General features: G+C 42.5%; 22 protein-coding genes. 15 read left to right on the forward strand and 7 right to left on the reverse strand.

The window, feature by feature from the left end; all coding sequences use genetic code 11:
- The first annotated feature begins 499 nt into the window (after nt 1-499).
- A complete protein-coding gene (locus T357_RS0116835) occupies nt 500-742 on the forward strand; it encodes a prevent-host-death protein (protein WP_031555089.1) in 243 nt (80 codons plus the stop codon).
- Entirely contained in the window at nt 739-1,116 is a 378-nt protein-coding gene (locus T357_RS0116840; protein ID WP_031555091.1) for a type II toxin-antitoxin system death-on-curing family toxin, read from the forward strand. The genes T357_RS0116835 and T357_RS0116840 overlap by 4 nt, the downstream gene beginning before the upstream one ends.
- A 59-nt stretch (nt 1,117-1,175) precedes the next feature.
- Here T357_RS0116840 and T357_RS0116845 read toward each other — a convergent pair whose 3' ends face one another.
- Nucleotides 1,176-2,372 (reverse strand): HipA domain-containing protein, encoded by a 1,197-nt coding sequence (locus T357_RS0116845; RefSeq protein ID WP_031555094.1) that lies wholly within the window; start codon nt 2,370-2,372, stop codon nt 1,176-1,178.
- Between the two features lie 2 nt (nt 2,373-2,374).
- Nucleotides 2,375-2,656, reverse strand: coding sequence for a helix-turn-helix domain-containing protein (locus tag T357_RS0116850; protein WP_031555096.1), 282 nt, complete (start codon nt 2,654-2,656; stop codon nt 2,375-2,377).
- 405 nt (nt 2,657-3,061) lie between these two features.
- On the opposite strand from T357_RS0116850, the gene T357_RS0116855 reads away from it, so the two are divergent.
- Nucleotides 3,062-4,030 (forward strand): hypothetical protein, encoded by a 969-nt coding sequence (locus T357_RS0116855; protein WP_031555097.1) that lies wholly within the window; start codon nt 3,062-3,064, stop codon nt 4,028-4,030.
- A 90-nt stretch (nt 4,031-4,120) separates the two neighbouring features.
- On the opposite strand, the gene T357_RS0116860 is transcribed toward T357_RS0116855, so the two are convergent.
- Nucleotides 4,121-5,476, reverse strand: coding sequence for an MATE family efflux transporter (locus T357_RS0116860; RefSeq protein WP_031555099.1), 1,356 nt, complete (start codon nt 5,474-5,476; stop codon nt 4,121-4,123).
- Between the two features lie 245 nt (nt 5,477-5,721).
- Nucleotides 5,722-6,060 (reverse strand): winged helix-turn-helix transcriptional regulator, encoded by a 339-nt coding sequence (locus tag T357_RS0116865; RefSeq protein WP_031555101.1) that lies wholly within the window; start codon nt 6,058-6,060, stop codon nt 5,722-5,724.
- A 143-nt stretch (nt 6,061-6,203) separates the two neighbouring features.
- Between T357_RS0116865 and T357_RS0116870 the strand changes: the two genes are divergently transcribed.
- From T357_RS0116870 to nudC, 11 genes are all read left to right on the forward strand, one after another.
- Nucleotides 6,204-6,557, forward strand: a complete 354-nt coding sequence (locus T357_RS0116870; protein WP_031555104.1) for a cupin domain-containing protein — start codon at nt 6,204-6,206, stop codon at nt 6,555-6,557.
- A 203-nt stretch (nt 6,558-6,760) separates the two neighbouring features.
- A complete protein-coding gene (locus T357_RS0116875) occupies nt 6,761-7,363 on the forward strand; it encodes a hypothetical protein (RefSeq protein ID WP_031555106.1) in 603 nt (200 codons plus the stop codon).
- 221 nt (nt 7,364-7,584) lie between these two features.
- Entirely contained in the window at nt 7,585-9,255 is a 1,671-nt protein-coding gene (locus T357_RS0116880) for an amidohydrolase (RefSeq protein ID WP_031555108.1), read from the forward strand.
- 21 nt (nt 9,256-9,276) lie between these two features.
- Complete coding sequence (locus T357_RS0116885) at nt 9,277-10,926, forward strand: amidohydrolase (protein ID WP_049962533.1); 1,650 nt, start codon at nt 9,277-9,279, stop codon at nt 10,924-10,926.
- Between the two features lie 33 nt (nt 10,927-10,959).
- Nucleotides 10,960-12,636 (forward strand): amidohydrolase, encoded by a 1,677-nt coding sequence (locus T357_RS0116890; RefSeq protein ID WP_031555111.1) that lies wholly within the window; start codon nt 10,960-10,962, stop codon nt 12,634-12,636.
- A gap of 23 nt (nt 12,637-12,659) precedes the next feature.
- Nucleotides 12,660-14,291, forward strand: coding sequence for a carboxylesterase/lipase family protein (locus T357_RS20615; RefSeq protein ID WP_049962534.1), 1,632 nt, complete (start codon nt 12,660-12,662; stop codon nt 14,289-14,291).
- A 94-nt stretch (nt 14,292-14,385) separates the two neighbouring features.
- Nucleotides 14,386-16,086: an amidohydrolase gene (locus T357_RS0116900; protein WP_031555113.1), complete on the forward strand. Its 1,701-nt coding sequence runs from the start codon at nt 14,386-14,388 to the stop codon at nt 16,084-16,086.
- 265 nt (nt 16,087-16,351) lie between these two features.
- Nucleotides 16,352-17,983 (forward strand): amidohydrolase, encoded by a 1,632-nt coding sequence (locus T357_RS0116910; protein WP_031555116.1) that lies wholly within the window; start codon nt 16,352-16,354, stop codon nt 17,981-17,983.
- A 247-nt stretch (nt 17,984-18,230) separates the two neighbouring features.
- Nucleotides 18,231-19,745, forward strand: a complete 1,515-nt coding sequence (locus T357_RS0116915) for a flagellin (protein ID WP_031555118.1) — start codon at nt 18,231-18,233, stop codon at nt 19,743-19,745.
- Nucleotides 19,746-19,931: 186 nt separating this feature from the next.
- Nucleotides 19,932-20,600 carry a GDSL-type esterase/lipase family protein gene (locus tag T357_RS0116920; protein ID WP_031555120.1) on the forward strand — a complete coding sequence of 223 codons (669 nt, stop codon included), beginning with the start codon at nt 19,932-19,934 and terminating at the stop codon, nt 20,598-20,600.
- Entirely contained in the window at nt 20,566-21,390 is an 825-nt protein-coding gene (gene nudC / locus T357_RS0116925; RefSeq protein ID WP_031555122.1) for an NAD(+) diphosphatase, read from the forward strand. The genes T357_RS0116920 and nudC overlap by 35 nt, the downstream gene beginning before the upstream one ends.
- A gap of 260 nt (nt 21,391-21,650) precedes the next feature.
- Here the strand turns inward: nudC and T357_RS0116935 are convergent, their stop codons facing one another.
- From T357_RS0116935 to T357_RS0116945, 3 genes are all read right to left on the reverse strand, one after another.
- Nucleotides 21,651-23,186 (reverse strand): alanine/glycine:cation symporter family protein, encoded by a 1,536-nt coding sequence (locus T357_RS0116935; RefSeq protein WP_031555124.1) that lies wholly within the window; start codon nt 23,184-23,186, stop codon nt 21,651-21,653.
- 189 nt (nt 23,187-23,375) lie between these two features.
- Nucleotides 23,376-23,966 (reverse strand): peptide chain release factor H, encoded by a 591-nt coding sequence (gene prfH, locus T357_RS0116940; protein WP_031555126.1) that lies wholly within the window; start codon nt 23,964-23,966, stop codon nt 23,376-23,378.
- Nucleotides 23,967-23,981: 15 nt separating this feature from the next.
- On the reverse strand, nt 23,982-25,130 hold the full coding sequence (locus T357_RS0116945) for an RtcB family protein (RefSeq protein WP_031555127.1): 1,149 nt from the start codon (nt 25,128-25,130) through the stop codon (nt 23,982-23,984).
- A gap of 797 nt (nt 25,131-25,927) precedes the next feature.
- Here T357_RS0116945 and T357_RS0116950 point away from each other — a divergent pair.
- Nucleotides 25,928-26,586 (forward strand): helix-turn-helix transcriptional regulator (locus T357_RS0116950; RefSeq protein WP_031555129.1); only part of this gene is annotated, 659 nt, incomplete at its 3' end.

Consider the following 26,586-nt stretch of genomic DNA (forward strand, 5'->3'; position numbering starts at 1 on the left):
ATTCGTTCATTATTTTCCTCTATAGTTTCAATAATATGTGTTTTATCGCATATCGTCAATTGCTTTTATTCATTTTTTGATAAAGTGGGAATTCTTTTTGAATAATAGACTATTATTTCTTTTGACTTGAGAATCATATCATGGTCTAAGGAAAATGCATATGGTCTGTTTTTAGACCATATAGAAATAATGGATATTCAGTTTCCTTTCAGCATCCGGTGATATTATATGACCATCAGATGAGGAACATCTGATACCCCTAAAATGTTTTTTCATACTACTCAAGCCGGCAGCCCCCTAAACTGCCGGTAATCCTCTAAAAATCGATGATCAGATAATAGAACTCTATCATCTTCATAATAAACCAAGGCGGTTAAAATCCAGTACTTTCGGATTTTAACCGCTTTTTATGTATAGCATGCTAATTATATTGTGAAAAATAGGTTGAATTATAGCTATATTAAATGGTATTCTATTAACATGAAATGGAGGTATTCACATGACAATAGATACCAATACAATGATTTCCATAACGGAAGCAAACCAGAATTTTTCCAAGGTTACTAAGCTTGTTGATGAAAAGGGAACAGCTGTAATTCTTAAAAATAATGTTCCGCGTTATCTCGTTATTGAATTTAGTAAGGCTGAGGAGAATGCAATAGCTCCGGATGAGGATGTGCTTGCCATATCCAAAAGACTATTAAAGAAAAATAAAGAAGCTTATGAGGTGCTTGCTAAGTGAAGAAACTAAGTAAAGAGCAAATTCTAATGCTTCATTCCCAGCTTATAGAGGAGTTTGGTGGAAGTGATGGGGTAAGAGATTATAATCTTTTGGATTCAGCATTAGAGAGCCCATTTCAATCCTTTGGCGGAGAAGAATTATATCCTACAATTCAGGCTAAGGCTGCAAGATTAGGTTATGGACTGATAAAAAACCATTGCATGGTTGATGGAAATAAACGTATCGGAGCGCATGCAATGCTCGTTTTCCTTGCTATAAATGGTATTGAACTCGATTACACACAAAAAGAATTGTATGAGATGATATTATCTATAGCGGATGGAAGCCTTGAATATGAAAACCTTTTTAAGTGGGTTTTAGAACATCAGGTATGATTGAGATGATCCGGTAAATAGTACTGTATCATCCTGATCATAAACTAAGTGGTTTAAATTTAATCTTTCTTCTGCATTATCTTCAATACAGCAATTTTGTCTATATAAAGCTTTTCCAGATAATCTTTTCTTGACGGACTAAGTGAACTGCTTTTGTCTAACTCGGCTCTGATTTCTGTGCAATCCGGTAATTTATCTAATTCAACACAGCTCAAATCAGAAATGTGTTCCAGACATTCTTTTTCAGTATGATACAGACCATTTACTCTCGTATGTTCCGTATCTATCGGAAGTTCATATTCCATATTTTCGCTGCTGCCCGAATCATAGACCGGAGCGGTACTCACGATCTGTAAGGTATCAGGATCTCTCAGAAATCCGATATTTCCCTGATGTCTGTCACGATTAGTGATGAGATAATCCACGATAGTTTGAATATCAAGATATCTCCATACAGCTCCACCGGATAATCCATATTTTCCCGCCAGCTCAACAAGTATACTAAACAGGTCATCCTGCTGAGTGAAATTGTACTCTTCGAGCAAATCATAAGCCGTAACAAGCTCCAACTTTTCGGTTGTGAATGCTTTGCAAAAACACCCAACGATCTGGTTTTCAGAATTCAACACATACTGATACTTACAATAATTGTCGTACCCGATTCTTTCATAGATCATATTTGCAAGCATTTCTCTTATTATTAGCACATCTTCAGAAGGAGAGACTTTCTTACAAATATTCAGGGTTACACCTGTATCTGTTTTTTCACAAAACCAGTATTTCTCCAATTCACCACCAAGAGTAGAATTGGCACCGTTTCTATATATTGTCTTTTCTGCAAGCTTCTCCTGAGTAAGAACATCGACTTGATCATAACCGTAGAGATTTACCTCTTCCCACGTCATATGTTCATCTCTTCTGCGGATCCAATAGCAATCATCAAGGGAACAGGCGTGATTCTCCAACATCCATGCCAGGGTATTCCTTGGAAAATCATCATTCCTTTGCCTGTTTTTCCGGTTTGCTGGAATTGTTCTGTTATTCAACCATATATCAACAAGCGTACAGCCTTCTTCATTAAGTATCAGCTGAGATTCAAGCACTTCACGTACAAACTCAGTTTGATAATGGACAATCCTTTTCAAAGGGAGAGGAAGATGATCGGCTGTCTTAAGATTGATAACTCCGGAAACCACCTCTGTTTCCAATTCAAAAACACAAACCGGAATCTCTTTATGTAAAAGAATATATATCATGTTTAACCCCAAATATCCTGTGCTGTCTTAAGCAACTCATCCTGATGACTATACTTTGATTTTTTGTTCCGTTCATCAAGAATAAGAGCGACCATCTTATCTTCAATGTCCCGAAGTATAGTTAACTCCAGCAATCTTAATGCATACACAGGTGGAGTTCGATATGCTTTACTATCCTTTGATGCTTCCCATTGTTTTACAGTTTGTAAAGGGATATGATACATCCCGGCAAATTTTACCTGCGTGAGTCCTGTCATCTCCCTTAATTCTTTTATGCTCAGCATATAATAAGCCCCCATAAGTATACAATGTATACCTTAATTGTAATATTTCTAACACTTATAATCAAGGTAGTGTAAAAATCCGACATAAATAATCTTCTTTAATCACGTAATTTATCCTTATTATCCAAGCCTTTTTGGACCATAGGTACCTGTCACTGTGAACTCGAACTGAGTGACATTACAGAGATAAAGAAAACTAAAAAACATATAGATTATAACCGCCTGAAGTCTTGTGCATGCTAAAGCACGAAAAGACCAATAAACATTATCGCCAAACGTATACGTTCTTTCTTAAACATATAGTATAATGGTTGGAGGTTGCCGCTTAAGATGATTGTCTATAAGCGACAGCCTCTTCAAATTGTTAGAACAAAAATATTCTTCTAAGGTTATAGGAAAACTGTAATGAAAAATATTGAGATTAAGGAAGTGATCCCGTACGCAAGTACCGTTTTGTTAGTAGCTTTGATGACACTTTCTGCAGAGGTTTTAAATGAGAAGGAGATAATATTTCCAGAGATAACAGCATTAGCAGTTGGATATATGGTGGCAAAAAAGAGAAGCTGGAAGGTAAACGGAAGGCGTATGCTAGCCCTGATTACAGGCTGCGCGATAATGGGAGTTTGCATTGTTAGATTCGTTCCGTTTAGTACGTATATAGAAGTGATTCTGGCATTTACAATCGCCCAGGTGCTATTTATGTTTTCTGGAACCACATTCGCACCATTTGTATCAGCAATAGTGCTGCCGGTGATGATGCAGACTACAAGTATAGTGTACCCAATAGCTGCATTTATACTTACTTCACTTGTGATTTTGTTCCATAATCTTTTTCTGTTTCATGGAATTCGGACAGATGAGGAATATGTTCCTGTGATGCTGAATTCAAAAGACGACATGATAGATACTGCTATCAGAATCCTTTGTGTGACAGTAATTGCCGGTGTTGCATTCAAAACAGGTTATAGATTTGTCGTGGCTCCTCCGTTACTTGTGGCATTTACTGAGTTTTCCAGACCGGGAAACAAGACAAGAAATATACCGGTCAAAACGGTTGCAGTGATAACTCTTTGTTCCATAATTGGTGTGATATCAAGATATATCTTTGTTATCAGATTAGGGCTTCCTCTTACGATTGCAGCCATAGTTGCTACATGTGGAATGCTTACCGTTATTTATTTTTCTAAAATGTATATGCCGCCGGTAGGCGCCATTACTATGCTTAGCATGATAATATCTGAAAGCGTATTGTTTACTTATCCGATTCAGATTTTTGTAGGCAGTAGCCTGATTCTTATTCTGTCCAGAATTCTTTTCATGAGACGACAGGACAAGAAAATATATGAAAAAAGAGCAGAACTACATGCAGAATGAGTAACAATTCAGTTAGTGAACGGATAATAATTATCTTGATACTACTTTAAGGATACCGTTTGGTATGGGTAGTAATGCGTGTAAATATTCCTATAGTAAGCGGAAGACTCTCAAATGAAGCTTACGTGACATATATATCAAACATCCAAAACAGAGAAGTATCTGTACTATTGTGGAACAAGGTGTGGCAAGGCCGATATGGAACAGAGAACCCGGCATCAGCTTGCTCATCAGAAAAGATACCGGTACTCTGACTAAAAATGCTCCGATAATACCCTGAGCCATAACGAATGTGGTATATCCCATCCCGTTATAGAAACCGATAAAGCAGAACAAGAAACACGTGAAGAGACAGTCTACAGCATATGCCTTTATATACTCAAATCCGGCCTGAATAACAGCTGCATCAGAGGAGAATATACCAGAAAGCAGGTCTCCATGGAAAAATCCCGTATAGAACATTACCGCACCAAATATAAATGAAATTCCCACAGCGGCACGGAATCCCTTAAATGCTCTATCCAGTTTTCCCGCACCTCTGTTCTGGGCAACGAAGGCTGACATTGACTGCATAAAGGACATGGGAACAAGCATTATGAACACGCAGACTTTTTCTGCAACGCCTATACCTGCGGATGCCACCAATCCTATAGAATTCACTATGGCAAGGATCACAAGAAAAGACATTCCAACAAGAAGATCCTGTACGGCAATAGGTATTCCAAGCACAAGGATTCTGTTGATTATGCGAGTGTTCCATGTGATCATTTTCTTTTCCAGTTTGAAAGGCAGAGTTTTATGTGAAATAAGGATACATGAGATAACTACACTTATAAACTGAGCTCCCACAGTAGCAAGCGCTGCGCCCTTTGTTCCCATATGTAAAACCGCAACAAATAAAAGGTCACCAATTATATTACAGATACATGCTATCAAAACTGTGACAAGAGGAGTATTGGAATCTCCCATGCCTCTGAAAATACCACCGATCATATTGTAAGCCATGATTACTATTATTCCGGCTCCGCAGATTCGGATATATGTAGTTGTCAATTCAAATGCTTCGACCGGAGCATGCATGGTCAAGGCAAGCTTTGGTGCGGATACCGGTATAAGCATTGTCAGGAAACAACCTATGGCTGCAAACAAAACGAGTCCGCTGCCGACGATCCTTCCTCCTTCATCTGCACGTTTTTCACCGATCTTCTGACCAAGAAAAATGGTCATACCCATACACAGGCTGCTGATTATATTTGTGATGGTTGCCATAATCTGAGAACCGGTGGAAACAGCAGATACATCAGCCGATTCCGCGAACTTTCCCACCACCAAAAGATCAACAGCACCGTACATCGCCTGTAGAAATAAGGCTAAAAGAACCGGTCCCGCAAACTTAAGAAGGGGTATAACTATAGCACCTGATGTAAAATCTATTCTTCTTTCCATTGAGTATTTCCTCCGTCCAAATTCCTTATGGTAATAAAAAAAGCCGGACAAGAAGCTGGTATTTCAACCAGACATCTTATCCAGCTCGTTATTTCAAAACGAATAACTCACCCTCCGATGACGTTCACATTCTAACATATAGAAGTCTAATGTCAACAGTTGCATTATTTTAAAGTACAATCCTGATCCATCAGGATTTCTTTAACGCATCCATCATAATATCATCATGATCAAAGGCAAGGTCTTTAAGAGTAAGCATTGCATTTCCTTAATTCTTCAATATATTCAAATCCGAATAACTCAATCTGGTCCAATACCTTCCTGAATTTTTCACCCATTTCGCTAAGGCTGTATTCTACTCTTGGCGGAACTTCAGCGTATACTTTCCTGACGATAAGCTTATCATCCTCTAATTGTCTTAACTGTCTTGTGAGCATTGTTCTTGTGATTTCCGGAATGTTACGTTCGAGTTCGTTAAAACGTTTTGTCCCGGTACTAAGCTGAAAGAGGATAACTATAGCCCATTTCCCCTGGAGGACTCTCTGGGTTGTTGCATAAGGACATTGACCATATATACTTTTCATGAAAATTTCTCCTTGAAAATGCGTGATAGTATCATAAATATAACTATGTATTATAAATGTTCGTACTTGTTTGGATAATTCTTAGAGATAAAATGATGATACAGCAAACAAAAACAAATAGCAAACAAATGGAGGAAAACAATATGTCAAATTTTAAAAAAGTAAATGTAACTGAGGACCCAAGAACAGAGCTTCATGATGTACTGGGGCTGACAGGAGCGGAAATAAGCATCAATCATCTTCCTGCCGGAGCAAGTGTTCCTTTTGTACACTCACATAAGAAAAATGAAGAGATCTATATCATCCTTTCAGGAAAGGGCAAAGCTTCTGTAGATGGAGAGGATGTTGAAATCGCAAAGGGCGATGTAGTCAAGATTTCACCCGAAGGAAAGAGACAGTTCTTTGCGGCTGATGATTCAGAGCTTAGCTACGCATGTATCCAGGTTAAGGCCGGTTCAATCGATGGATACACAGCAGATGATGCAGTGGTATACTAATTCCATGAGCTGGTAATCAGCAGATTCTTTTGAGGCGGTGATACTTGATGATAATAAGACTATAGGTGCCGACTATAGGTGCCTGTCACTGTGAACTTTTCCCATTAGAAATCGTGAATTTTTGTGGGGAAAATCAGCATCTCTGTGCTATACTCAAGTCAAATAAGGAAGTGGTGATATAAGCCGTGGATAGGAGAGAAAAGATGCAAACGGATAATAACATAGAAAAATTTCTGAATAAAAAGTCATTCCTGAAGCATCGTTTGAATAAGGAGGTTCTTGAAGAGGGGATAGCTTATATTCCATGTTATGTACAAAATATGGACGATATCATATGCAAATACAGCATTAGGGATTGTGTGAGCCTTAACTCTGAGTTTTCGGATTATATTACTGATTTTATTGAGTGTATTCCGACAAAGTATCCTATCGTTCTTGAGATATACGGGTCACAGTTTACCGAGGAGCAAAAAAAGATCATTGTTGACACGATCACTTCGGACGGAGACTATCAACTTGGCAAGATTATACAGGAGAACAGACATCATCGGCTCGTTTTTGGAGAAATGGTGATTGGTACCGTGATCTCAGGCATTCTCCTTTCATTAATTGGAAAATACCTTGGTGATATTCCACAGGAATTTTTCTATGTGTTATTCTGGTTGTTTGCGGATTCTTTTGTCAGATATATTTTTATCGAAAGAGGAGACTATCTTAACCAAAGGATCTGCGCAGGGAGAATTGCAAGCATAAAGGTGGAGTTTATAGAGGACGAAGATAACAGCCTCTGTCTTTCACAGCAGTAAAGAACCGTCATTTTTACGTAAATATAGTATAAATCCGGAAGGTATGTGTCAAATGAAATGAAGAATAGGTAACCTCTTTTTGGTTTTGGTGAGGGTGCATTAACAGTCTTAATAACTTAAGACTGTTAATGCACCCTCATCACTTTTATGTTTTAACGGATTTTTAACATTTATTTAAGTACAATAACTGTATATTGTTTGGCTTAATTAAAGGAGGCGCTATGAAGGCAGACATAATCATAAGAAACGCAAAAATCTTTACATCGAACACGAAAACTCTGCGGGCTACAGCCCTTGCGGTAAAGGATGGCAAATTTATTTATGTCGGCGATGATGCCGGTCTTTCGGATTATGAGGGCGAGGTGACGGATCTTGACGGGAAATTCATAATGCCGGGAATCATCGACAGCCATGTCCATGTTACCATGCCCGTCGGATTTGAGTATAAGGATATGGGCGAGTATATCGTGTGTGACAGCAAAAAGGAAGCGCTTGACTTTATAGCTGATCATATTAAGAACAATCCGGGCAAGGAGAGCTACAATTTCCTTCTGGAGCGTGTTTTTCTGCACGGTGAAGAGATTACAAAGGAAGATCTTGATGCTGTCTGTGCCGACAGTGAGATCATGATCTTAGAGGGTGAGGCACACAGCATATGGGCGAATTCAAAGCTTCTTAAGCGTCATGGCATTACGGATGATATCATCGATCCCGTGCCGGGACTTAGTTACTATGTGCGTAAGGATGGACATATAACAGGAAATATATTTGAAGCGGCTGCGGAAACCCGCTTTCTGATCGATGGTGCGGAAAAACTGACAGATGATCAGATTGATGCCGCCTTAAAGCGTTGGTTCGATTTTTCTGTCAATGCAGGGGTCGTGGGTGTCTTTGATGCCGGTATTCCGGAATGCAATGATTTTCATGAGAGGGTTTACAGACGATTAAAAAAATTTGATGAGGAAGGAGAACTTCCCGTTTATATAGACGGCTGCTATGTGATCACACAGCCCCGCCAGGTGCCGGAGGCGATAAAAAAGCTTAAGAGCTTTAACAGTGAATTTAATACGAAACACCTTAAGGTGCACACCTTAAAGATTTTCAATGACGGTACCTTAAAGATTGAAACGGCAGCACTTGTGACACCTTATGAAGATACCGGGGACAAGGGAACGGCTGCTTTCAATAAGGATCAGATCGCAGAGCTTCTTATTCAGCTTAATGAGGCAGGACTTGACCTGCACCTGCACACTGTAGGTGAGGGCGCATCCCGTAATGTACTTGACGGTGTGGAGATGGCTAAGAAGGAGCTTGGGGATAAATACCATGTGAAAGTCACCTGTGCACATCTTGAGATTCAGGATGACGCGGATATTGACCGTTTCGCAAAGTTAGGTGTTAACGCCAATTATACGCCCTGGTGGCATGCGGGAAACATGGGCGGAGATCCTTATAAAACATGGTGTAAGCTGCTTGGCGAGGAGCGTGCGTGTAAGATGTACCGCTGTAAGTCGGTCTGGAAGACCGGTGCCAATGTTACATGGTCCAGCGATGATATCCACTATGGTGATTTTAACAACTGGAGTCCATACCTTGGCATGGAGGTCGGAATGACAAGATGGATAAATGAGAAAACCAGAGCTGCCGAAACAGATTGGACCGTCAGAGCAAATCCTTCCGCCGATGAGCAAATGAGTATAGAAGAAATGATACTCGGATATACGATAAACGGAGCAAAGCAGCTTGGTATAGAAGACAGCAAGGGCTCTATTGAAAAGGGTAAGGATGCTGATTTCCTTATTTTTGATACTGACCTGCTTACTGCCAAGCATGAGGGCTTCAGCTATAACAAACCGACGGATGTGTATTTTGCGGGAAAGAAAGTAAATTAACAATACGAGGAGATACAGATAATGAAGGTAAATAAGGTCATCTACGGTAATATCTACACAGTTGATAAAAAAAAGCCCAAGGCTGCGGCACTTGCGATTTCTGACGGTAAGTTCGTCTATGTGGGCGACGAAGAGGGGGTAAAGGAATATATCGACAAGGACACGGAGGAGATCCGGTATGATAAAGGTATCATTCTTCCGGGATTTGGAGAGGGACACGGTCATATCGCACCCGGAGGAACGGAAGCACTTTTCTTTGTACATCTGAATCCCATGGGTACATTGGAGGAACATCTTGCCGCGATTAAGGAGTTCATTAAGGATCACCCGGAGCTGGACGTCATTCAGGGCTCAGGCTTCATACCCACACCGGATATGGGACCGAACGGTCCCACTGCGGATCTCCTTAACGGCCTGACAGACAAACCGATCGTTCTTGCCGATATAGGTCATCATTCTTATTGGGTGAATCATGCCGCAATGGATCGTCTGGGAATCGACAAAAACACGCCGGATATAAGTGACGGAATAATCACCCGGGATGATCAGGGGAATCCCACCGGTTATTTCCGTGAAGGTGCCATGGATCTCTTAAAGGAGCTTACCGTGTTCTCGGTTGAGCAGTATAAGGAGGGATTCCTGCACTATCAGGAGGAATATCTGGCTCATGGAGAGACCCTGATCCTGGAACCCATCATCAACTGGGATACTACAGACAATGCCGCACTTGCCTGCCATGAGCTTGATATGGAAGGAAAGCTTAAAATGCATGTCTATGCCGCTTATCAGGTATTTCAGGCGGAAGGTCATGATACGATGGCAGAGATAGAACATGCGGCAGAGCTTAGAAAGAAGACCAGGGGGCGCATGTTCGAGCTTAGCAATATCAAGATACAGATAGACGGTACGATGCCGGGGACACCTTCGACAGCATATATGAAGCAGCCTTACACAGATCCGTGGTCTGTCGAGCATCAGCATCATGGGCAGCTCCGCTTTGACATGGAAACCCTTATTAAAATATACAAAAAATCTCACGAGCTGGGATTTACGGTACACGCTCATGCCATAGGAGACGGGGCACTCTGCATGGCTCTGGATGCCATAGAGAAGGCATTGGAGCAGACAGGATCCCATGATTACAGGGATGCCATAACTCATCTTCAGGTGGTAGACAGGGCGGATATCCCCCGTATGGCTAAACTGAATGTTATAGCTTCTACAGATCCTCACTGGTTTGATATGGAACCGGATTATTTTGAAATGATGGTCGCTGTTCTGGGTGAAGAACGTGCTGAAAATCAGCTTCCGATGAAGGCCTTCTTTGACGCCGGAGTTACGGTAACCTCTGCCAGTGATTATCCTGTTACAAATCCGGCCTATCCGCTTACAGGCATACAGAAAGGTGTGATTCGTCAGCTTCCCGGACGTCCGGACACACTGCATAATGCGGGCGAGCGCGTAACGATAGAACAGATGATCGAAGCGACCACCATTAATGAGGCTTATCAGATGCTTTGTGATGACAGGCTGGGCAGTATTACTATCGGGAAGGAAGCAGATTTGGTGGTACTTGGTGATGATATTACCAAGTGTGATTCGGAGCATATCCAGGATTCGCCCGTGCTTGGAACCATGGTGGGCGGAGAGTGGGTCTACACCTGCAAGTGAGCGGAATTAACTTAAAAGGTTGAAAAGAGGCTTATGAAGGGAGCAGCTATGAAGGCAGACAGGATCATCAAAAATGCAAAAATCTTCACATCAAATAAAGATATGCCGCAGGCAGCAGCTCTTGCAGTGAAGGACGGTAAATTCGTCTATGTGGGAGAGGAGGCGGGCCTTGCTGATTATGAGGGTGAGGTTACGGATCTTAACGGAAAACTTATCATTCCGGGTATCATTGACAGTCACGTCCATGTGAGTCTGGGTGTTGGATTTGAGTATACGGATTTTGGAGTATATGTCGAATGTACAAACAAGAAGGAAGCCATGGACTTCATGGCTGAATATGTGAAAAAGAATCCCGGACTTGACCGGTACAGATTCGAGTTGGAACGTGATCTCTTAAACGATGAGACTATTGTAAAGGAAGAACTCGATGCAATATGCCCGGACAATGAGCTGCTTATAATGGAATCGGAAGCGCACAGCGTCTGGGTGAACTCAAGGATCTTAGAGAAGCATCATATAACGGACGAAACGCCGGATATAGTTCCGGGGCTCAGCTATTATGTGCGCAAAGACGGTCATGTTACCGGAAATGTATATGAAGCCGCAGGCTGGCGGTTACTTTTTGATCATTTGAAGAATCTTACTGATGAGCAGATAGAAGCGGCCCTCACCCGCTGGATAAAAGACTCCGTAACATTTGGAGTAAGCTGTGTCTTTGATGCGGGATTTCCGGAACATAACGAGCTTCACGAGCGTGTTTATGCGTACTTAAGAGACCTTGATAAAAAAGGAAAGCTCCCGGTATATGTGGACGGATGCTATGTTCTCACAAGGCCTGAAAAGATGAAGGAGGCAGTGGAAGAGACAAAGCGTTTCCGCCGTGAGTTTGATACGGAGCACTTAAAGGTTCATACATTAAAAATCTTTATGGATGGTACTTTAAAGATACAGACTGCCGCGCTTGTAACACCATATGAGGATACCGGCACAGTGGGAGCTACAACCTTTGATAAAGAGGGAATTGCAGAGCTGTTAAAACTCCTTAACGAGGCAGGGCTGGATCTTCACGTACATGCCGTAGGTGAGCGTGCGTCGCGTACGATACTGGACGGTGTGGAAATTGCCAGAAAGGAGCTCGGAGATGAATACCATGTGAAGGTCACCTGTGCCCATCTGGAGATTCAGGATGATGCGGACATTAACCGCTTTGCTAAGCTTGGGGTCTTCGCCGATTACACTCCGTGGTGGCATGCAGGCAACATGGGTGGAGATCCTTTTAAGGCATGGTGTGAGCTGCTTGGAGAAAAGAGGGCACTTTCCATGTACCGCTGCAAGAGCCTTTGGGACAGCGGAGCTACCGTTACTTTCTCAAGCGATGAGGTATTCTTCGGCGATAACTGGAGCCCTTATCTTGGTATGGAAGTAGGAATGACCCGCCACATCACCGATAAGACAAAAGCTCTGGAACACAGCAGGACTAAGGGGGCATATCCGCCCGCAACTGAGCAGATGAGCATAGAAGAAATGATACTCGGATATACCATAAACGGAGCAAAACAGCTTGGTATCGAGGATAGCAAGGGATCCATCGAGACCGGCAAAGATGCTGATTTCCTGGTGTTTGATACCGATCTGCTTACAGCAGAGCATGATGGTTTCAGCCATAACAAGCCATCAGAGGTATATATCTGCGGAGAGAAAGTGAACTGAAGTGGAAGGAGGGAAACAAAAAAATGAATGAAGTTAAGAATCTGATGGCACCGCCCCTGACAGAGGAGACACGAAAAGCTCTTGATGATGCAAGGAAGAAGGCAAGAGCCAGGTATGGTGAAAACAAGAAGATAACTGACGGTAATTATGACAAGTCACTTGCCGTGAAGTGCATAAACGGCACATTTGTAGGCAGAAAATCTGAAAATATCATTGCATATAAGGGTATTCCTTTCACAGCTAAGCCGCCTGTCGGAGAGCTTCGCTGGAAAGCTCCCGTGGAATATTTACCGGATGATGGCATATATGAGGCATACTACAATGCAAAAAGTCCGCGCCAGATGGAAGATATAAGCGAGGGCGGTTCGCTTTATTACCAGAGTGAAGATTGCCTTTATCTGAATGTATGGAAGGCAGAGGGTGAAACCACCGGAAAAAAACCGGTCATGGTATGGATACATGGCGGCGGTTATGCAATGGGCGCGACAGGCGATCCTCTGTATGACCTGGGCAATATCGCTAAGGAAAACCCGGACGTGATCTTTGCTTCCATTGCTTACAGGGTAGGTGTTTTCGGCTACATTCACCTGTCCCATCTGCCTGATGGCAATGACTATCCGGATGCACAGAATTTAGGCCCCATGGATCAGATGATGGCGCTTAAGTGGATCCATGAGAACATCGAAGGCTTTGGCGGCGATCCCGATAATGTAACTATCTTCGGTGAATCTGCCGGCGCGGGAAGCGTTACCATGCTTCCTCTGGTGGAGGGTTCACACAAATATATCAGGAGGGTCATCGCCCAGAGCGGCGGTCCTTCCATAACAATATCTACGGAAGAGGCCATCGGCTGCACAAATGAAGTGATGGAGATACTCGGTTGTAAAACCGTAGCTGAGCTGAATAAGGTTGATGCGGAAGAGCTCCTTAGGGTGTCGGCGGTGACGGGACTGCGGATAGGTCCGGAAAGAGACGGAAAATATCTGCCGGTTGACCCGTATGATGCGTATGCGAAGGGCGCCATAAAGGATATCGAAATACTTCATGGCTGCAATAAGGATGAAATGAATTATTTTGTCCATTTTATGGGGCCTGAGCTTTTCGGAATGTGGTCTGATGACCGTAAGACGAGAAGGATCGCCGGGCTGCCTGACGAGGATAAGGAACTGATCGAGCGCTACTGTGACAGCGTGGAGGGAGAAAACTACGAAAAAGGCAGCCGTCTTTTCAGCCAGTTATGGTTTAATGCAACGCATATCAGAATGTCTGAGGAGCAGGCAAAGGCCGGCGGTAAGTCATACACCTATTACTTCACGATAGAATCCTCTTTACCGTATGTGAAGTGCTCGCATGCGATCGAGCTTTCATCCGTACTTAACCACCCGGATGATACTGGCCTTACAGGCAGGGTATTTGACGAAACCTTTTCAAAGACGGTGCGGAAAATGTGGGTTCAGTTTGCAAAGACAGGAAACCCGTCACTTTCCGCGGATATATCTCCGGACGGCAAGGCGCATGAATGGCCGCTCTATGATAGGGAGAACAGGGAAGTGATGGTATTCGATGAATTCAACATCCATCCGGAAAAGGAATCCGTGCTCAAAATCATAGATTGGGACAATATATATCCGCTCACCAAATATTTTTATCTTTGACGGAGATCGTTCCTTTACTATAAACATGATGTCAGGGTCAAAAGGTACTTTTGATCCTGACATCATAAATTTTAAGAAAGAGAGGTAGCAAAAAATGTCTCAGACTGCAGACAGGGTTTACAGAAACGCAAAAGTATATTCCATTGCATTGGATGGAACGGAAACACATGCACAGGCGGTTGCCATCAGAGACGGGAAATTCGTGTATGTTGGTGACGAGGCGGGAGTAAAGGAGTGGATCGGAGAAAGCACTGAAGTTATCGATTGTAACGGAAAGAGCGTCATCCCCGGTCTTGGAGATGCACATATGCATCTTGCTCATGCCGCAAAAAAATTCGCAACATGCAGTTTCAGTTCTATTGTACCGGATCCCAAAAAGGACACGCCCGAGGGTGTAATAAAGAGGATTCAGGACATATTGAGAGCTTATGTCGAGGAACAAAAGGATGCCAAGGTGATCAGGGGACTTGGATGGGACAGAACATGGTTTTCAGGAGGGCTCCAGGGTATCGTGAGACCGTTCACCAGACATGATATTGACGTGGTCGTACCGGATAAACCGGCTGTTCTGATGTCGTACTGTGGACACAGGGTTCTCTTAAATACAAAGGCACTTGAAGCCGCCGGTGTCAATAAGGATACGGATGATCATAACGGGCTGATCGTAAAGGAAGCAGACGGAAGCCCCAGCGGCTATATAAAGGAGCCTGTTACCTTTCTTCCCATAATTGACAGTATTCCAAATTATGATTTTTCACCGGAGGAACACAGGGCTTCTCTGAAGCAGTGCTTTGACATGTTTAACTCAACCGGGTTTACACTGATGTGTGACTGTCAGCAGGGTGCATCTTATCCGGTTCTGACGGAAATGGCAAAAAACGGAGAATTTACCACCAGGGTTTCCGGTGTTCATAATGTCAACGATGCGACAAGGCAGGAAGACATGGAAAGGGCTCTTGCAAACCGCACGAAGTTTGATGTTGGAGACCTGTTTACCGTAAATACGGTAAAATACTTCGCGGATGGGCAGTTTTCAATGATCGAACCCTATGCGGACACTTCGGTGAACCATACGCCGGGTACAAGAGAACCGCTTCTTTGGGATGAGGCGCATATGGAGGAGTCCATGGCACTTGCCAACAAGGAGGGCTTCAATATTCACACACATGCTATGGGAAGCTATGCTATCCACAAAGTGATCGACTGCTATGAGAACGCGCAGAAGCTGTATCCGGACCCCAATATCAGAAATATAATAGCGCATTGCACGTTTATTGATCCGCCGGACAGGGTTCGTATGGGCAGGAGCCATATCATCGCCAGCAATCAGCCGGCATGGTTCAATGATAATCCTACCGAAGAACCGATCATGGTCGCTGACTGGGGCGAGGATGTTGTCAGAAATACATATCCCAGTAAGTCACTGATCGACAATGGTGTGGTGTGTGCTTACGGATCGGATTTCTTTGTCAGTCCCTCCTATGGTATTACGGGTATCCAGGTGGCTATGACGAGAAGACATGTCAGGAGAGATCCGACTTATGAGCTGTTCAAGGATGTTCCGGCTGCCTTGCCGGAGGAATGTGTCAGCCTTAAGGAAGCCCTTCAGGCACATACGATCCATCCCGCCTATCAGGCTCATCTTGAAGATATCACAGGCTCCATCGAGGTTGGAAAATCAGCGGAGCTGGTCGTTTTGGACAGTGACATCGAATCCGTTCCTGTGGAAGGTATTCAGGATATTCAGGTGCTAGAAACCGTATTTAAGGGCAAAACGGTATTCAGGAAACAGTAAAACATATATTAACCACAGAGCTTAAAATATTGCAGGGGCGGCGTAAGGATAATATTGGCCTTTCGGCCAGACGCCGCCCCGCGGAGCGTGTAGGGAGATTAGGAAAAAAGCATGAAAGCAGACAGGATTTTCAAAAATGCGAAATTTTTCACATCGGACAAGGATAAGCCTATGGCTTCCTCCCTTGTGGTGAAAGATGGCAAGTGAACTGACAGAGTTAGTTTCGTAACTATAAATATAAATAATAAGATAGGAGGATTTACACATGAAACAGACTATTGTTCTCGGCAACATCATCACTATGGATGAAAAGAGGCCCACTGCAAAAGCAGCGCTTGTTAAGGACGGCGTGTTTGCCTATATCGGTGATGCGGAGGCAGTAAAAAAGCTTGCCTGTGCAGATGCTCAGGTGCTGGATTACGGTGAGAACTTCATCTATCCCGGTTTTTTGGAATCCCACTGCCACTGTTACCTGGCAGGCGACCGCGCGATCGGGCAGGCTAATCTCGCCAAGGTTATCCCAACTGACTACGACAAATACCGGGAGATCATCAGTGATTTCATAAAAAAGAATCCGCAGCGCGAGTTCTACCTGGCAGCAGGGTGGACCGAAAATGACGAATATGTTTCCAAAGCGTATCTGGACGAGATCTGCAGCGATAAGCCGCTGTTTATGCAGACCGGCGGCGGTCACTCCATGCTGCTCAATACAAAGGCGATGGAATGGGCGGGCATTGATGCGGCTTATGCAAAGAAAATGGGCTACGATTTGGTTCACGTGGATGAAAACGGGGAACCAGACGGCTACATCTGTGAAGCACCTGTGTTTGAAGTGTATCCCAAGCTCCCGACTACACTCGAGAATGCCAAGGACTATCTGCTCGCATGGCAGGATATGGCACTTGCAAACGGCTATACAGCAGTGGCCGATGCCGGTACGGAGGTTACCAATGAGATAGCTGTTCAGGCTTTCTATGAGCTGGAGCAGGAGGGTAAGCTTAAGCTGCGTACCTATGCGTATCTTATGTGTCCGGACAATCCGGAGGATCCGAAGGCGGAGGTCGCCCGCATCGCCGCGACCCGCGCAAAATACAGCGGTGAATACTTCCATGTAGTCGGTGTAAAGACGTTCTTAGATGGTGTGACCGAAGCGCACACAGGCTGGCAGAACCAGGATTACGCCGATCAGCCGGGCTACCACGGCAATGAACGCTTCAACGATCATGACAAGATGGTAGAGCTGATCACAGCGGCAGATGCCGAGGGACTTCCGGTACACGTTCACTCCGAGGGCGGCGGCGCGACCCATTTCATGCTGGGCTGCATCGAGGATGCGGAAAAAATTACCGGTGATATGGATCAGCGCAATGTTCTGGCTCATTTGCACTTTGTCACGGACGAGGATATCCGCCGCATGGGCGCAACCCGCTCCATTCCGGCAGTTCCTCCGCTGTGGACTGCGAAAATTCCGGGCTTCTATGAGATTGAGGAATCTTATGTCGGTAAGGAACTGGCAGAAAACTCATACCCGATCAAATCCTTCTTTGATGCGGGCGCATGTACCGTGTTCCATTCGGACTATCCTGTTTCACCGTCCATCAGTATCAGAAACAGCATTTACATGGCTGAAACCCGTAATGCGCCAAAGACATTGGGTATAGAAACGTTACCGCTCAATGTCAAGGAAGCGATCACACGTGAACAGTCCCTGCGTGCCCTTACCATAAATGTCGCATACGCCTGGCACCAGGAGCATCGGCTGGGATCCATCGAGTTTGGCAAGATTGCCAATATGACGGTTTATGATTGTGATTTTCTCCATGACGATATTGAAAAGGTTGCACAGGCAAACCTTGTAGCAACCATTGTGGACGGGGAAGAGGTCTATAAGGCTTGACAGTGAAAGGCACCTATTCTTTTTTAACCAGTTCGTAGATGAGGTAGGACTGTTTTTTTAATGAAATCTCGTCAAAATATTACCTTCAAATGTAAATGCTTAGCAATAAAATAATATTATAGTGATGTTGTTTTTTGTTGAAAAATAAATGGAAATACTATCATCACTCTGATGCTAAGTAAGATTTCTAAATAGTCAGCCAGAAACACCATTTCCTTTAGGTGATTGGTAGTTCGCGGAGCATTTCATGAGAATCAGAGATAATACACCTACGATAAATACATTAAGAAATTTCAATACCAATCAGACCGCTTTACAAAAAAATCTGGAGAAGCTGTCCTCAGGTTACAAGATCAACAGAGCCGGGGATGATGCTGCCGGACTTGCAGTCAGTGAAAGTATGCGTGAACGTATCAAAGGACTGGATCAGGGCCATAATAACATCAATGATGGAATTGAAATGATAAACACAGCTGATGGAGCAATGGGGGAAATTACAGAAATCCTTCAACGTATCAGTAAGCTTTCTATCCAGGCTCATGATGGAATATATAATGACGAGAATCTGGAAGAGATTCAAAATGAAATTACCGAGCTAAAAAACGAAATAATTAGAATTACCGATTCTACAGAATTCAATGATATAAAAGTATTGAAACAGCATGATGATACGCCACAGGAATATACAAGCGAAGTACCTTCATGGCTTAAGGATCATACATCTTCATCAATGAGAGTTGGTAATGTGAGCGGTTTTAATCAGTATATAGCTCCGGGGAGAAATGATACACCGGCAGTAGACAACAATGCCAGTGCAGTAATAGATTTTAGTGGTCTTACATCCAAATACAATGGTTCCGGATCACTGACAGCCGATGATCTCTACAAAGATGTATATGACCTTCTCGGAACCAGTATAGGTATGAGCTGCGCTACCTGTACCAGTCATTATTATGGTGTTGCTTTTTATGGAGCAGCTGTTGAACCCGGCAGTAATATAACCAAAGAATTTTTACGGGAGTCAATGTCTTATAGTAATGGAAAGCCTGTGACAAACAGTGCTATTGATCTTGGGAACTTAACTATAGATGACAATTCATCAGAGACAATATTTGGCTATATCTCATTTCTTAAAGAAACAAATGCGGATCCGAGTACGCTTTCCGACGCAGCAGAAAAAATAGCCAACAGATTATATAGTAAGACTTTAGATACTCTGTCAAATGTTATTAATGAAGAAGATCATTTTAACAGAGTGTTGGATTTAAATGTAGATGGATCAACTCCGGCTCTGGCGATTTATGATTACAGAGACAACAACAATTCTGTTGATGTTCAATTCAACACTAATGGTATGCAGAAGGTTAGGACCGGAAATATATGGATACAGTGCAGTAGCGTACAGGATGATCGTATTTTACTTGATTTCCCGTATATTAATCTTGATATTCTCGGAATCAAGGATTTTGATATTTCGGACAGGGATAATCAGAGTAACGTAGAGGATATCAAGCATGCAATAGATAAGGTATCTGAATTTCGTGCACGGCTTGGTGCCCAGCAGAATCGTTTAGAGCATACACGTGCCAGTAATGAAGTAATGGATGAGAATGTTACAAGTTCAGAGTCCAGGATCAGAGATACCGATATTGCTAAAGAAAAGTCCAAATTGGACAAGAATTCAATCCTAATCCAATCAGCTCAAAATATTCTAGGGCAGATTGACAAAACTACTCAGGGAATACTTCAGTTGTTTGGATAAAGCTAAGAATAGAGATAGGATTAAACATATTATTGATTGTAGTCAATTACCCCGACCCTAAAGGGTCTGGGCTTGTAACTCATCCGTAGGGTCCTAACGTCATAATACTAGGACTATAGGTGCCTGCCACTGTGAACAGTATAATAATACAAAAGTCATCGGAGAGTTTGCGAAGGGAGGCATGAAATGGAAGATAAGCAGATCCTTTATCTATACGGTGATTCCAATACATATGGCTATAATCCCCTGGCATCATGTTACGAAGATGCCAGATTACCTAAGGATATTCGTTGGCCAACGATGTTACAGGAGCGTATAAAGGAATCCATACAGATCATAGAAGATGGTCAAAACGGAAGGTGTCTGCCCGGTTATGAGGCAGAGTTTAAACGTTTTCAAAAGGTTTTGGGTCGGTATGAGAAGCTTGATTACTTTGCAGTAATGCTTGGCACAAATGATCTGCTGAATCAGTCATCACTTAACCCCCTCGAAATTGCCAACCATATGGATCTGCTTCTGCAAGCCGTCAAAGACATTCATGAAGAGTGCCAATGCATCGTCATTTCTCCTCCCATGATGGGATTCCCCGCAGGACATCCCATGAACGCAATTCAGGAAGCAAACGTAAAGTTAAGTAACCTTTACCATGAAGTTGCCGGGAAATACAAAGCAAGGTTCATCGATGCCGGTAAATGGGATATCGATCTGTTTTATGATGGCATTCATCTGACAGAAAAAGGCAACCGGCAATTTGCCGAGCACATGGTGAGTGCATTTAAGATGTGTCAGAAATTAATTTCAAAAAGGAATAGAGGGGATAATGATACAGGATATCGCACCAAGCAGGTTAGATAATTCATTTAAAAACAATTCTATACAGCCTGAAGATACGGCACTTTTCTTTGACAAGGAAGGAAAGCTTCTTATACATGAAAATAACGGAAAGCTGTCATTTCCGAAAGGAAGCGATGCAGAAGGGTTTGAAACAATATACCTGTTTTCAATCGATGATACACGTTATTTTCTTGTTACCGATAAGGAAGCTCATATAAAAAACGATTTCAACTACAGATCCGTAAGAGACCTGCGAAAGACCGGTTCCGGACCGGAAATCTATGCCGTATTTACTGCATATCATTTATGGAAATGGTATGCCGATAATACTTTCTGTGGAAAATGCGGACATAAGCTGAGCTTTGATGACAAGGAACGGGCACTTCGGTGTAAAGACTGTGGCAACATTATTTATCCAAGGATCAACCCTGCAGTAATTGTTGGTGTCACAAAGGGTGACTGCCTGCTGGTGACAAAATACAGACAAGGCTACGGAGGCAATGCTCTTGTGGCAGGATTTACCGAGATCGGTGAAACACTGGAGGAAACAGTTGCCCGTGAGGTGATGGAAGAAACCGGCATCAAAGTAAGAAATATCAGATATTATAAATCCCAGCCATGGGGTATGGCTCAGGATATCCTCGCAGGATTCTATTGCGATGCTGAGGGTAATGCCGAGATTCATATGGATAAGGATGAACTGAGATATGCCGAATGGGTTCAGAGAAATGCTATAGTTTTACAGGAGAATAATCTGAGTCTCACTAATGAAATGATGAAGGTCTTCAAGGAAAACCGCATCAAATTTTAGAAAATACTACCGGGAACGGTTCTCACAAAAGAGGACTGTCCCCGGTAAATGAGTGCCTGTCACTGTGAACACATACGGACCTGGCACTTATGGACAAGGCTAACAGCACAACGATAAAGGAAAAGAACAAGGCTGACAAGACAACAGAAGATGATGTTGATAGTGATGACTAATGCTATAACAAAGAAAATGGGGGTGACGCACCATATCATAAAATGGTGCGTCGCCCCTTTGTGTTTCTAAGATACAAATCTCAAAAATCAGTTTGCCCGGGCCTTATCATCCCATACAGGGACATCGACCCCGATCACAGCCGAACTAAACGGTGTGTCATCCTTAGACTCGAAGTGAACAGTTGCCTTCTTAACATATTTGAAGCCAATGTACAGAAGCGGAATGTTGCAGTAAGCAATTAAAATATTGGCAAAATCGGAAAGATCCCAAAGGGCTCCAAGATCCAGGCCAACGATAGATGTGAGCATTCCGAAACAGACAACTGCGATATCGATAATTCTTATAGTATTTATAAATACCTTGCTGCGGCTGATTCTGTTTGCACATATCTCAGAGAATGACATAAATCCCAAGAGACAGGTGAATGCAAAAAGTCCGAAACAAAGCGATACCAGCAGTGTAACAACACTATTTAATCCTGTTCCCGGAGTAAGCTCTTCAATGGAAGCAAGGTACTTGGGAAGCTTTCCGAGATCCATCCATGCAGCACCATTTTCTGTGAGCCATGCCCGGCCCATGATAACCACAAAACCTGTAAGAGTACAGATAACTATGGTATCAAGGAAAACACCGATGGCCTGAACACAGCCCTGATCACAAGGATGTGCTGCATCTGATGCCGCAGCTGGCATAGTGATGGTACCCTGGCCGGCTTCATTGGACATAAGTCCTCTTTTTACACCCTGCATGAGAGCCGTTCCGAAGGCACCCCCAAAGATGGCTTCCGGCTTAAATGCCTGTGTGAAGACGGCATAGAAAAACCATGGGATCCTCGATATATTGATAAAAATAAGAATAAGAACAGTAATGACGTAAACGACGGCCATAACCGGAACCAACACATCCGTAACCTTTGAAATCTTCTTTGTTCCGCCAAAGGAAACAGCGCATGTCGCCAGAATAACTACCAGAAATCCAAGCCAATATACTGCGTGAGTAGTCGGAAGGTCATATCCGCTTACAATGCTTGCAATCTGTCCCATGGCCGATACAGTATTGAAACCCTGAGCCGGAAAGCAGAGAATCGCATATATGATGTACATCATCGAAAGTACAACACCGACTATAGCTGAGTTCTTAAGCAGCCTTCTTCCGTAAAAGGACATGCCACCCAGATACTCATCATTCTTCTTTTCCTTGAAAATCTGGGATAATGTTGACTCAACATAAGCTGTGGCCATTCCGAAAAATGCCGAGATCCACATCCATAATAGGGCGCCGGGTCCTCCCACAGATACTGCACCTGTTACACCGAGGATATTTCCAGGACCTACACGCATGGCAGTTGAAAGGAAAAATGATGCAAGCGGAGTGATTCCCGTTTTCGCCTTACTGTTTTTCAGTACCTGAATACCGTATTTAAACCTTCTAAGCTGTATAAATCTGAGGTTAACCGAAAAGTAGATTCCCGAACCTATGAGCAGAATGATAGCCAGAGAAAAATTTCCTAAAACAGGAATGCCTCGATACCACTCAAAGTTTGTCGGAAAATCCCAAAACAAATCAGAAACCGTCTGTATTCTACTGCAGACCGCAGAAATAAAGGCTAATAACCCTTCCATACTTAATCCCCCCTTTATGACTTTGATGTTAATTCATTATTATAATTCTCAAATCGTTACCCGCAACATTAAATTATTAATGATAAAGTACTAATCTTTTATACTGAAAGAGATGATCATTCGGATACGAAAACCACTATAAAAAAGGTGCTGTTGCACTAAAATGCGACAGCACCATGTTTTAATACCTTATTTTGTCTGGGTGAATCCCATGCCTTTATAGACTCTCACAGGATTTCCCCTTACGATCCTTGTATGTTCACGCCAGGCATCATTTGTCTGCTTGGCATGGCTTTCTGCTTCTTTTGCTGCAAGGATGGCATTAAGTTTATCAAGAGCATCCTTTCTGTTAAGCTGCTGAGTCCTCTCTGCTGTGGAAGTCACTGTGATACCGGTCGGTATGTGAATTAGACGGACACCGGTTTCAACTTTATTTACATTCTGTCCGCCGTTTCCCCCGGAATGGAAGCGCTCGAATCGGATATTCTGATCCTTACATATCTCATCAAGCTCCGGGATGATGCTCACATCCACGAACCAATTTTTTCTTTTGTGCTCAGGTCGGAAAGGGCTCTGGCATATCCACTGAACGGTTCCTTCAAGGCCTGAAAGGTCATTTTCTGTTTTAAACATTATAGAAGTGCAGCACCCCTTAGTTTTTGATGGATGCTGGCTGATCACCTCCAGATCATCATATTCTTTATTCAGGGATTTAAAGAGCTTTGTGACACAGAGCTCGCATTCTGCCGGTCCCTGTCCGGAACTTATCTGAATTATCATATTTTGAAATCCTCATTATTCTCCACCGGCCTTATAGTTATATACCGGCTTTATAAACTTATCGATCTTTACGGTAGCGCTTATCACATCAGTTATCTCAGTGACCGGTCTGTATGCAAACGGTGCTTCATCTAAGGTGTCCTTGCCTATACAGCTTGAATAAATACCTTTCATCTCAGACTTGAAAGAAGTAACTGTAAAATTGTTCTTTACATCCTCTCTCTTCATGATCCTTCCGGAGCCATGAGGGGCAGAGCAGTTCCAGTCTTTGTTTCCAAGTCCTGTTCCGAGAATAATTCCGTCACGCATGTTGACAGGAATGATGACTTTCTCATCTTTCTTTGCGGAAATGGCACCTTTTCTCATGATCGGTGAATTGAATAGGGCTAATGTCTCTGCCGATGCATCTACATAGTTATGGATGCATTCATAAGACTCCAGTACCTTCCATTTCATCCCTTTTACAAGTTCATCAAGGATTATCTGTCTGTTCAGGCTGGCAAAATCCTGGACTATCTGCATGTCATGAAGATAAGAGTCTTTAAGTTCGCCATCAAGCCAGGTAAGTTCGTAAGGGATAGCTATGCCTTTATCTTTCAGGGCTTTCTGTCCTTCATTTAAGTAGTATTCAGTCACTTCTTTTCCAAGGTGTCTGCTTCCGGTATGGATGACTATGTAAAAATCATTGTCCGTATCCTTATCGACCTCGATGAAATGATTGCCGCCTCCTAATGTCCCTAAACTGAGCCTCGCTTTATCGGTTCTTATGTGTGCTGAACAATAAAGATCCGAGAAGTCGAAGTCTTCTGCAAACCTATGCGGCTTTTTTCGGATGTTAAAACCAGAAGGTATGCAGTCTCTTATTACAGTATCGAGTTTCTGCCCTTCGATCTTTTTTCCTTTGATCTTACCAAGTGTCATACCACACCCTATATCGATTCCGATAAGATTAGGCATGATACGGTCCTCGATAGTCATGGTAAGACCAATAGTTCCGACTTTTCCGGGATGGACATCCGGCATTACTCTTATTAAGCACCCTTTTGATGACTCGTTGTCACATATCATTTGAAGCTGGGCTCTTGCATACTGATCAAGGGCAGTGTCGGTATTATTTGTAGTGAAAACATGAGCTTCTGAAAAAGCTCCTTTGATTATCTCCATAGTTGATTTCCTTCGTTAAAAGCACGGAAAGGCAAAAAAATACACCTCCCAAATAAAGAGGTGTTGATCATCCTATGAAAACTGTAGATATAGGCAGAATATGCCTACTTAATTACAGAAAAAAAGGATAACCATCCCTCGGGTTGCGTTTAAGTTTGTTAAAGTGTTCTTAGTCATGATGGCCTCCTTTCTGAAAATCGAATTAAATGTTACTGAGATAGATGTTAACACATATTAAGGATATTGCAACTGGCTATTTTAGGTGTAGGTTAATGCTATATACCTATAATATCACAGAATTTTCGAAGCGAGATTCAAGAACCATAGGTGCCTGTCACTGTGAACAGCACCTATTTTATGGAGAGCTTTTTCAGCCTACAATAATAATCTCACATTATGAATATATGGTTTTTGGCTATACATAAATCTTGTAAAACGGACGATTCTTCTCATATTTATGTTTTCAAATATTCATTACTTAAATGCCACCAGGGCCAGTCACCGGTTCTGATGGCATTTTTTGTAATTGCATCAAAAATTTACTTGAACAACGTAATTAATCATTATTATATAACCTCATTAAGATAATGTTTTTAGTCGATATAATTATTGTATGTATGCATAAGATTTCATACAAACAGACTATTTTGTATAAAAGGTCATGAACCTATTTATATTATTTATGTTTTTACAAAATGTTTATATTTAACGCTTTTACTTGGACATATCATGACCAATCCGGTCAGTATACTACTTATAGAATCACTTAAACTATTCATTAATAAGAGAGTATCTATATGTGTGAAAATGATCAGAACAAGAGCAACCGGGTTTTATATATTTATTCGGAACTTTTAAGTGGCAAAGTATTAAAGAAAAAGGAACTTGCGGAAAAGTTACATGTAAATGAAAAGACAATACAGCGTGACCTTGAAGATATAAGGCAGTTTCTTGATAACCAGTTTGTGAGCGAAGATGTTCATAACGAACTTGTCTATGATTATAAAGATCGTGGATATCGCTTCGAGCATATCAGCAAGATGAAGTTTTCAAATGATGAGGTTTTGGCTATTTGTAAGATTCTCCTTGACAGCAGGGCCTTTCGAAAGGATGACATGAAAAACATCCTTGATAAACTTCTGGATTGCTGTGTACCTAAGGAAAGTCAGAAAATGGTGACAGATCTTATAGCAAACGAGATGTACCACTATATTCCACCGATGCATAACAGTCATTTTCTCGACAAGATGTGGTCCATAGGAACTGCAATTAGAGATGGCTTAAAAATACAATTCTTCTATAAAGGCATCCAGGGAAAGACCGGTCACGAACGCACAGTGAAACCATTGGCGATAATGTTTTCTGAATATTATTTTTATTTAGTAGCCATTCTTGAGAATGTTAATAGACAGACTCAATTTGATAATCCTGATGACATAAATCCTACTATATATCG

Origin of the sequence: Oribacterium sp. FC2011 (assembly GCF_000701645.1) — a bacterium.
Classification (GTDB): Bacteria; Bacillota; Clostridia; order Lachnospirales; family Lachnospiraceae; genus Oribacterium.

Excerpts from the sequence above, each read along its gene's own strand:
- T357_RS0116835 (WP_031555089.1), top strand. The coding sequence starts at position 500 with ATGACAATAGATACCAATACAATGATTTCCATAACGGAAGCAAACCAG.
- T357_RS0116845 (WP_031555094.1), bottom strand. The coding sequence starts at position 2,372 with ATGATATATATTCTTTTACATAAAGAGATTCCGGTTTGTGTTTTTGAA.
- T357_RS0116850 (WP_031555096.1), bottom strand. The coding sequence starts at position 2,656 with ATGCTGAGCATAAAAGAATTAAGGGAGATGACAGGACTCACGCAGGTA.
- T357_RS0116855 (WP_031555097.1), top strand. The coding sequence starts at position 3,062 with ATGAAAAATATTGAGATTAAGGAAGTGATCCCGTACGCAAGTACCGTT.
- T357_RS0116860 (WP_031555099.1), bottom strand. The coding sequence starts at position 5,476 with ATGGAAAGAAGAATAGATTTTACATCAGGTGCTATAGTTATACCCCTT.
- T357_RS0116865 (WP_031555101.1), bottom strand. The coding sequence starts at position 6,060 with ATGAAAAGTATATATGGTCAATGTCCTTATGCAACAACCCAGAGAGTC.
- T357_RS0116870 (WP_031555104.1), top strand. The coding sequence starts at position 6,204 with ATGTCAAATTTTAAAAAAGTAAATGTAACTGAGGACCCAAGAACAGAG.
- T357_RS0116875 (WP_031555106.1), top strand. The coding sequence starts at position 6,761 with ATGCAAACGGATAATAACATAGAAAAATTTCTGAATAAAAAGTCATTC.
- T357_RS0116880 (WP_031555108.1), top strand. The coding sequence starts at position 7,585 with ATGAAGGCAGACATAATCATAAGAAACGCAAAAATCTTTACATCGAAC.
- T357_RS0116885 (WP_049962533.1), top strand. The coding sequence starts at position 9,277 with ATGAAGGTAAATAAGGTCATCTACGGTAATATCTACACAGTTGATAAA.
- T357_RS0116890 (WP_031555111.1), top strand. The coding sequence starts at position 10,960 with ATGAAGGGAGCAGCTATGAAGGCAGACAGGATCATCAAAAATGCAAAA.
- T357_RS20615 (WP_049962534.1), top strand. The coding sequence starts at position 12,660 with ATGAATGAAGTTAAGAATCTGATGGCACCGCCCCTGACAGAGGAGACA.
- T357_RS0116900 (WP_031555113.1), top strand. The coding sequence starts at position 14,386 with ATGTCTCAGACTGCAGACAGGGTTTACAGAAACGCAAAAGTATATTCC.
- T357_RS0116910 (WP_031555116.1), top strand. The coding sequence starts at position 16,352 with ATGAAACAGACTATTGTTCTCGGCAACATCATCACTATGGATGAAAAG.
- T357_RS0116915 (WP_031555118.1), top strand. The coding sequence starts at position 18,231 with ATGAGAATCAGAGATAATACACCTACGATAAATACATTAAGAAATTTC.
- T357_RS0116920 (WP_031555120.1), top strand. The coding sequence starts at position 19,932 with ATGGAAGATAAGCAGATCCTTTATCTATACGGTGATTCCAATACATAT.
- nudC (WP_031555122.1), top strand. The coding sequence starts at position 20,566 with ATGATACAGGATATCGCACCAAGCAGGTTAGATAATTCATTTAAAAAC.
- T357_RS0116935 (WP_031555124.1), bottom strand. The coding sequence starts at position 23,186 with ATGGAAGGGTTATTAGCCTTTATTTCTGCGGTCTGCAGTAGAATACAG.
- prfH (WP_031555126.1), bottom strand. The coding sequence starts at position 23,966 with ATGATAATTCAGATAAGTTCCGGACAGGGACCGGCAGAATGCGAGCTC.
- T357_RS0116945 (WP_031555127.1), bottom strand. The coding sequence starts at position 25,130 with ATGGAGATAATCAAAGGAGCTTTTTCAGAAGCTCATGTTTTCACTACA.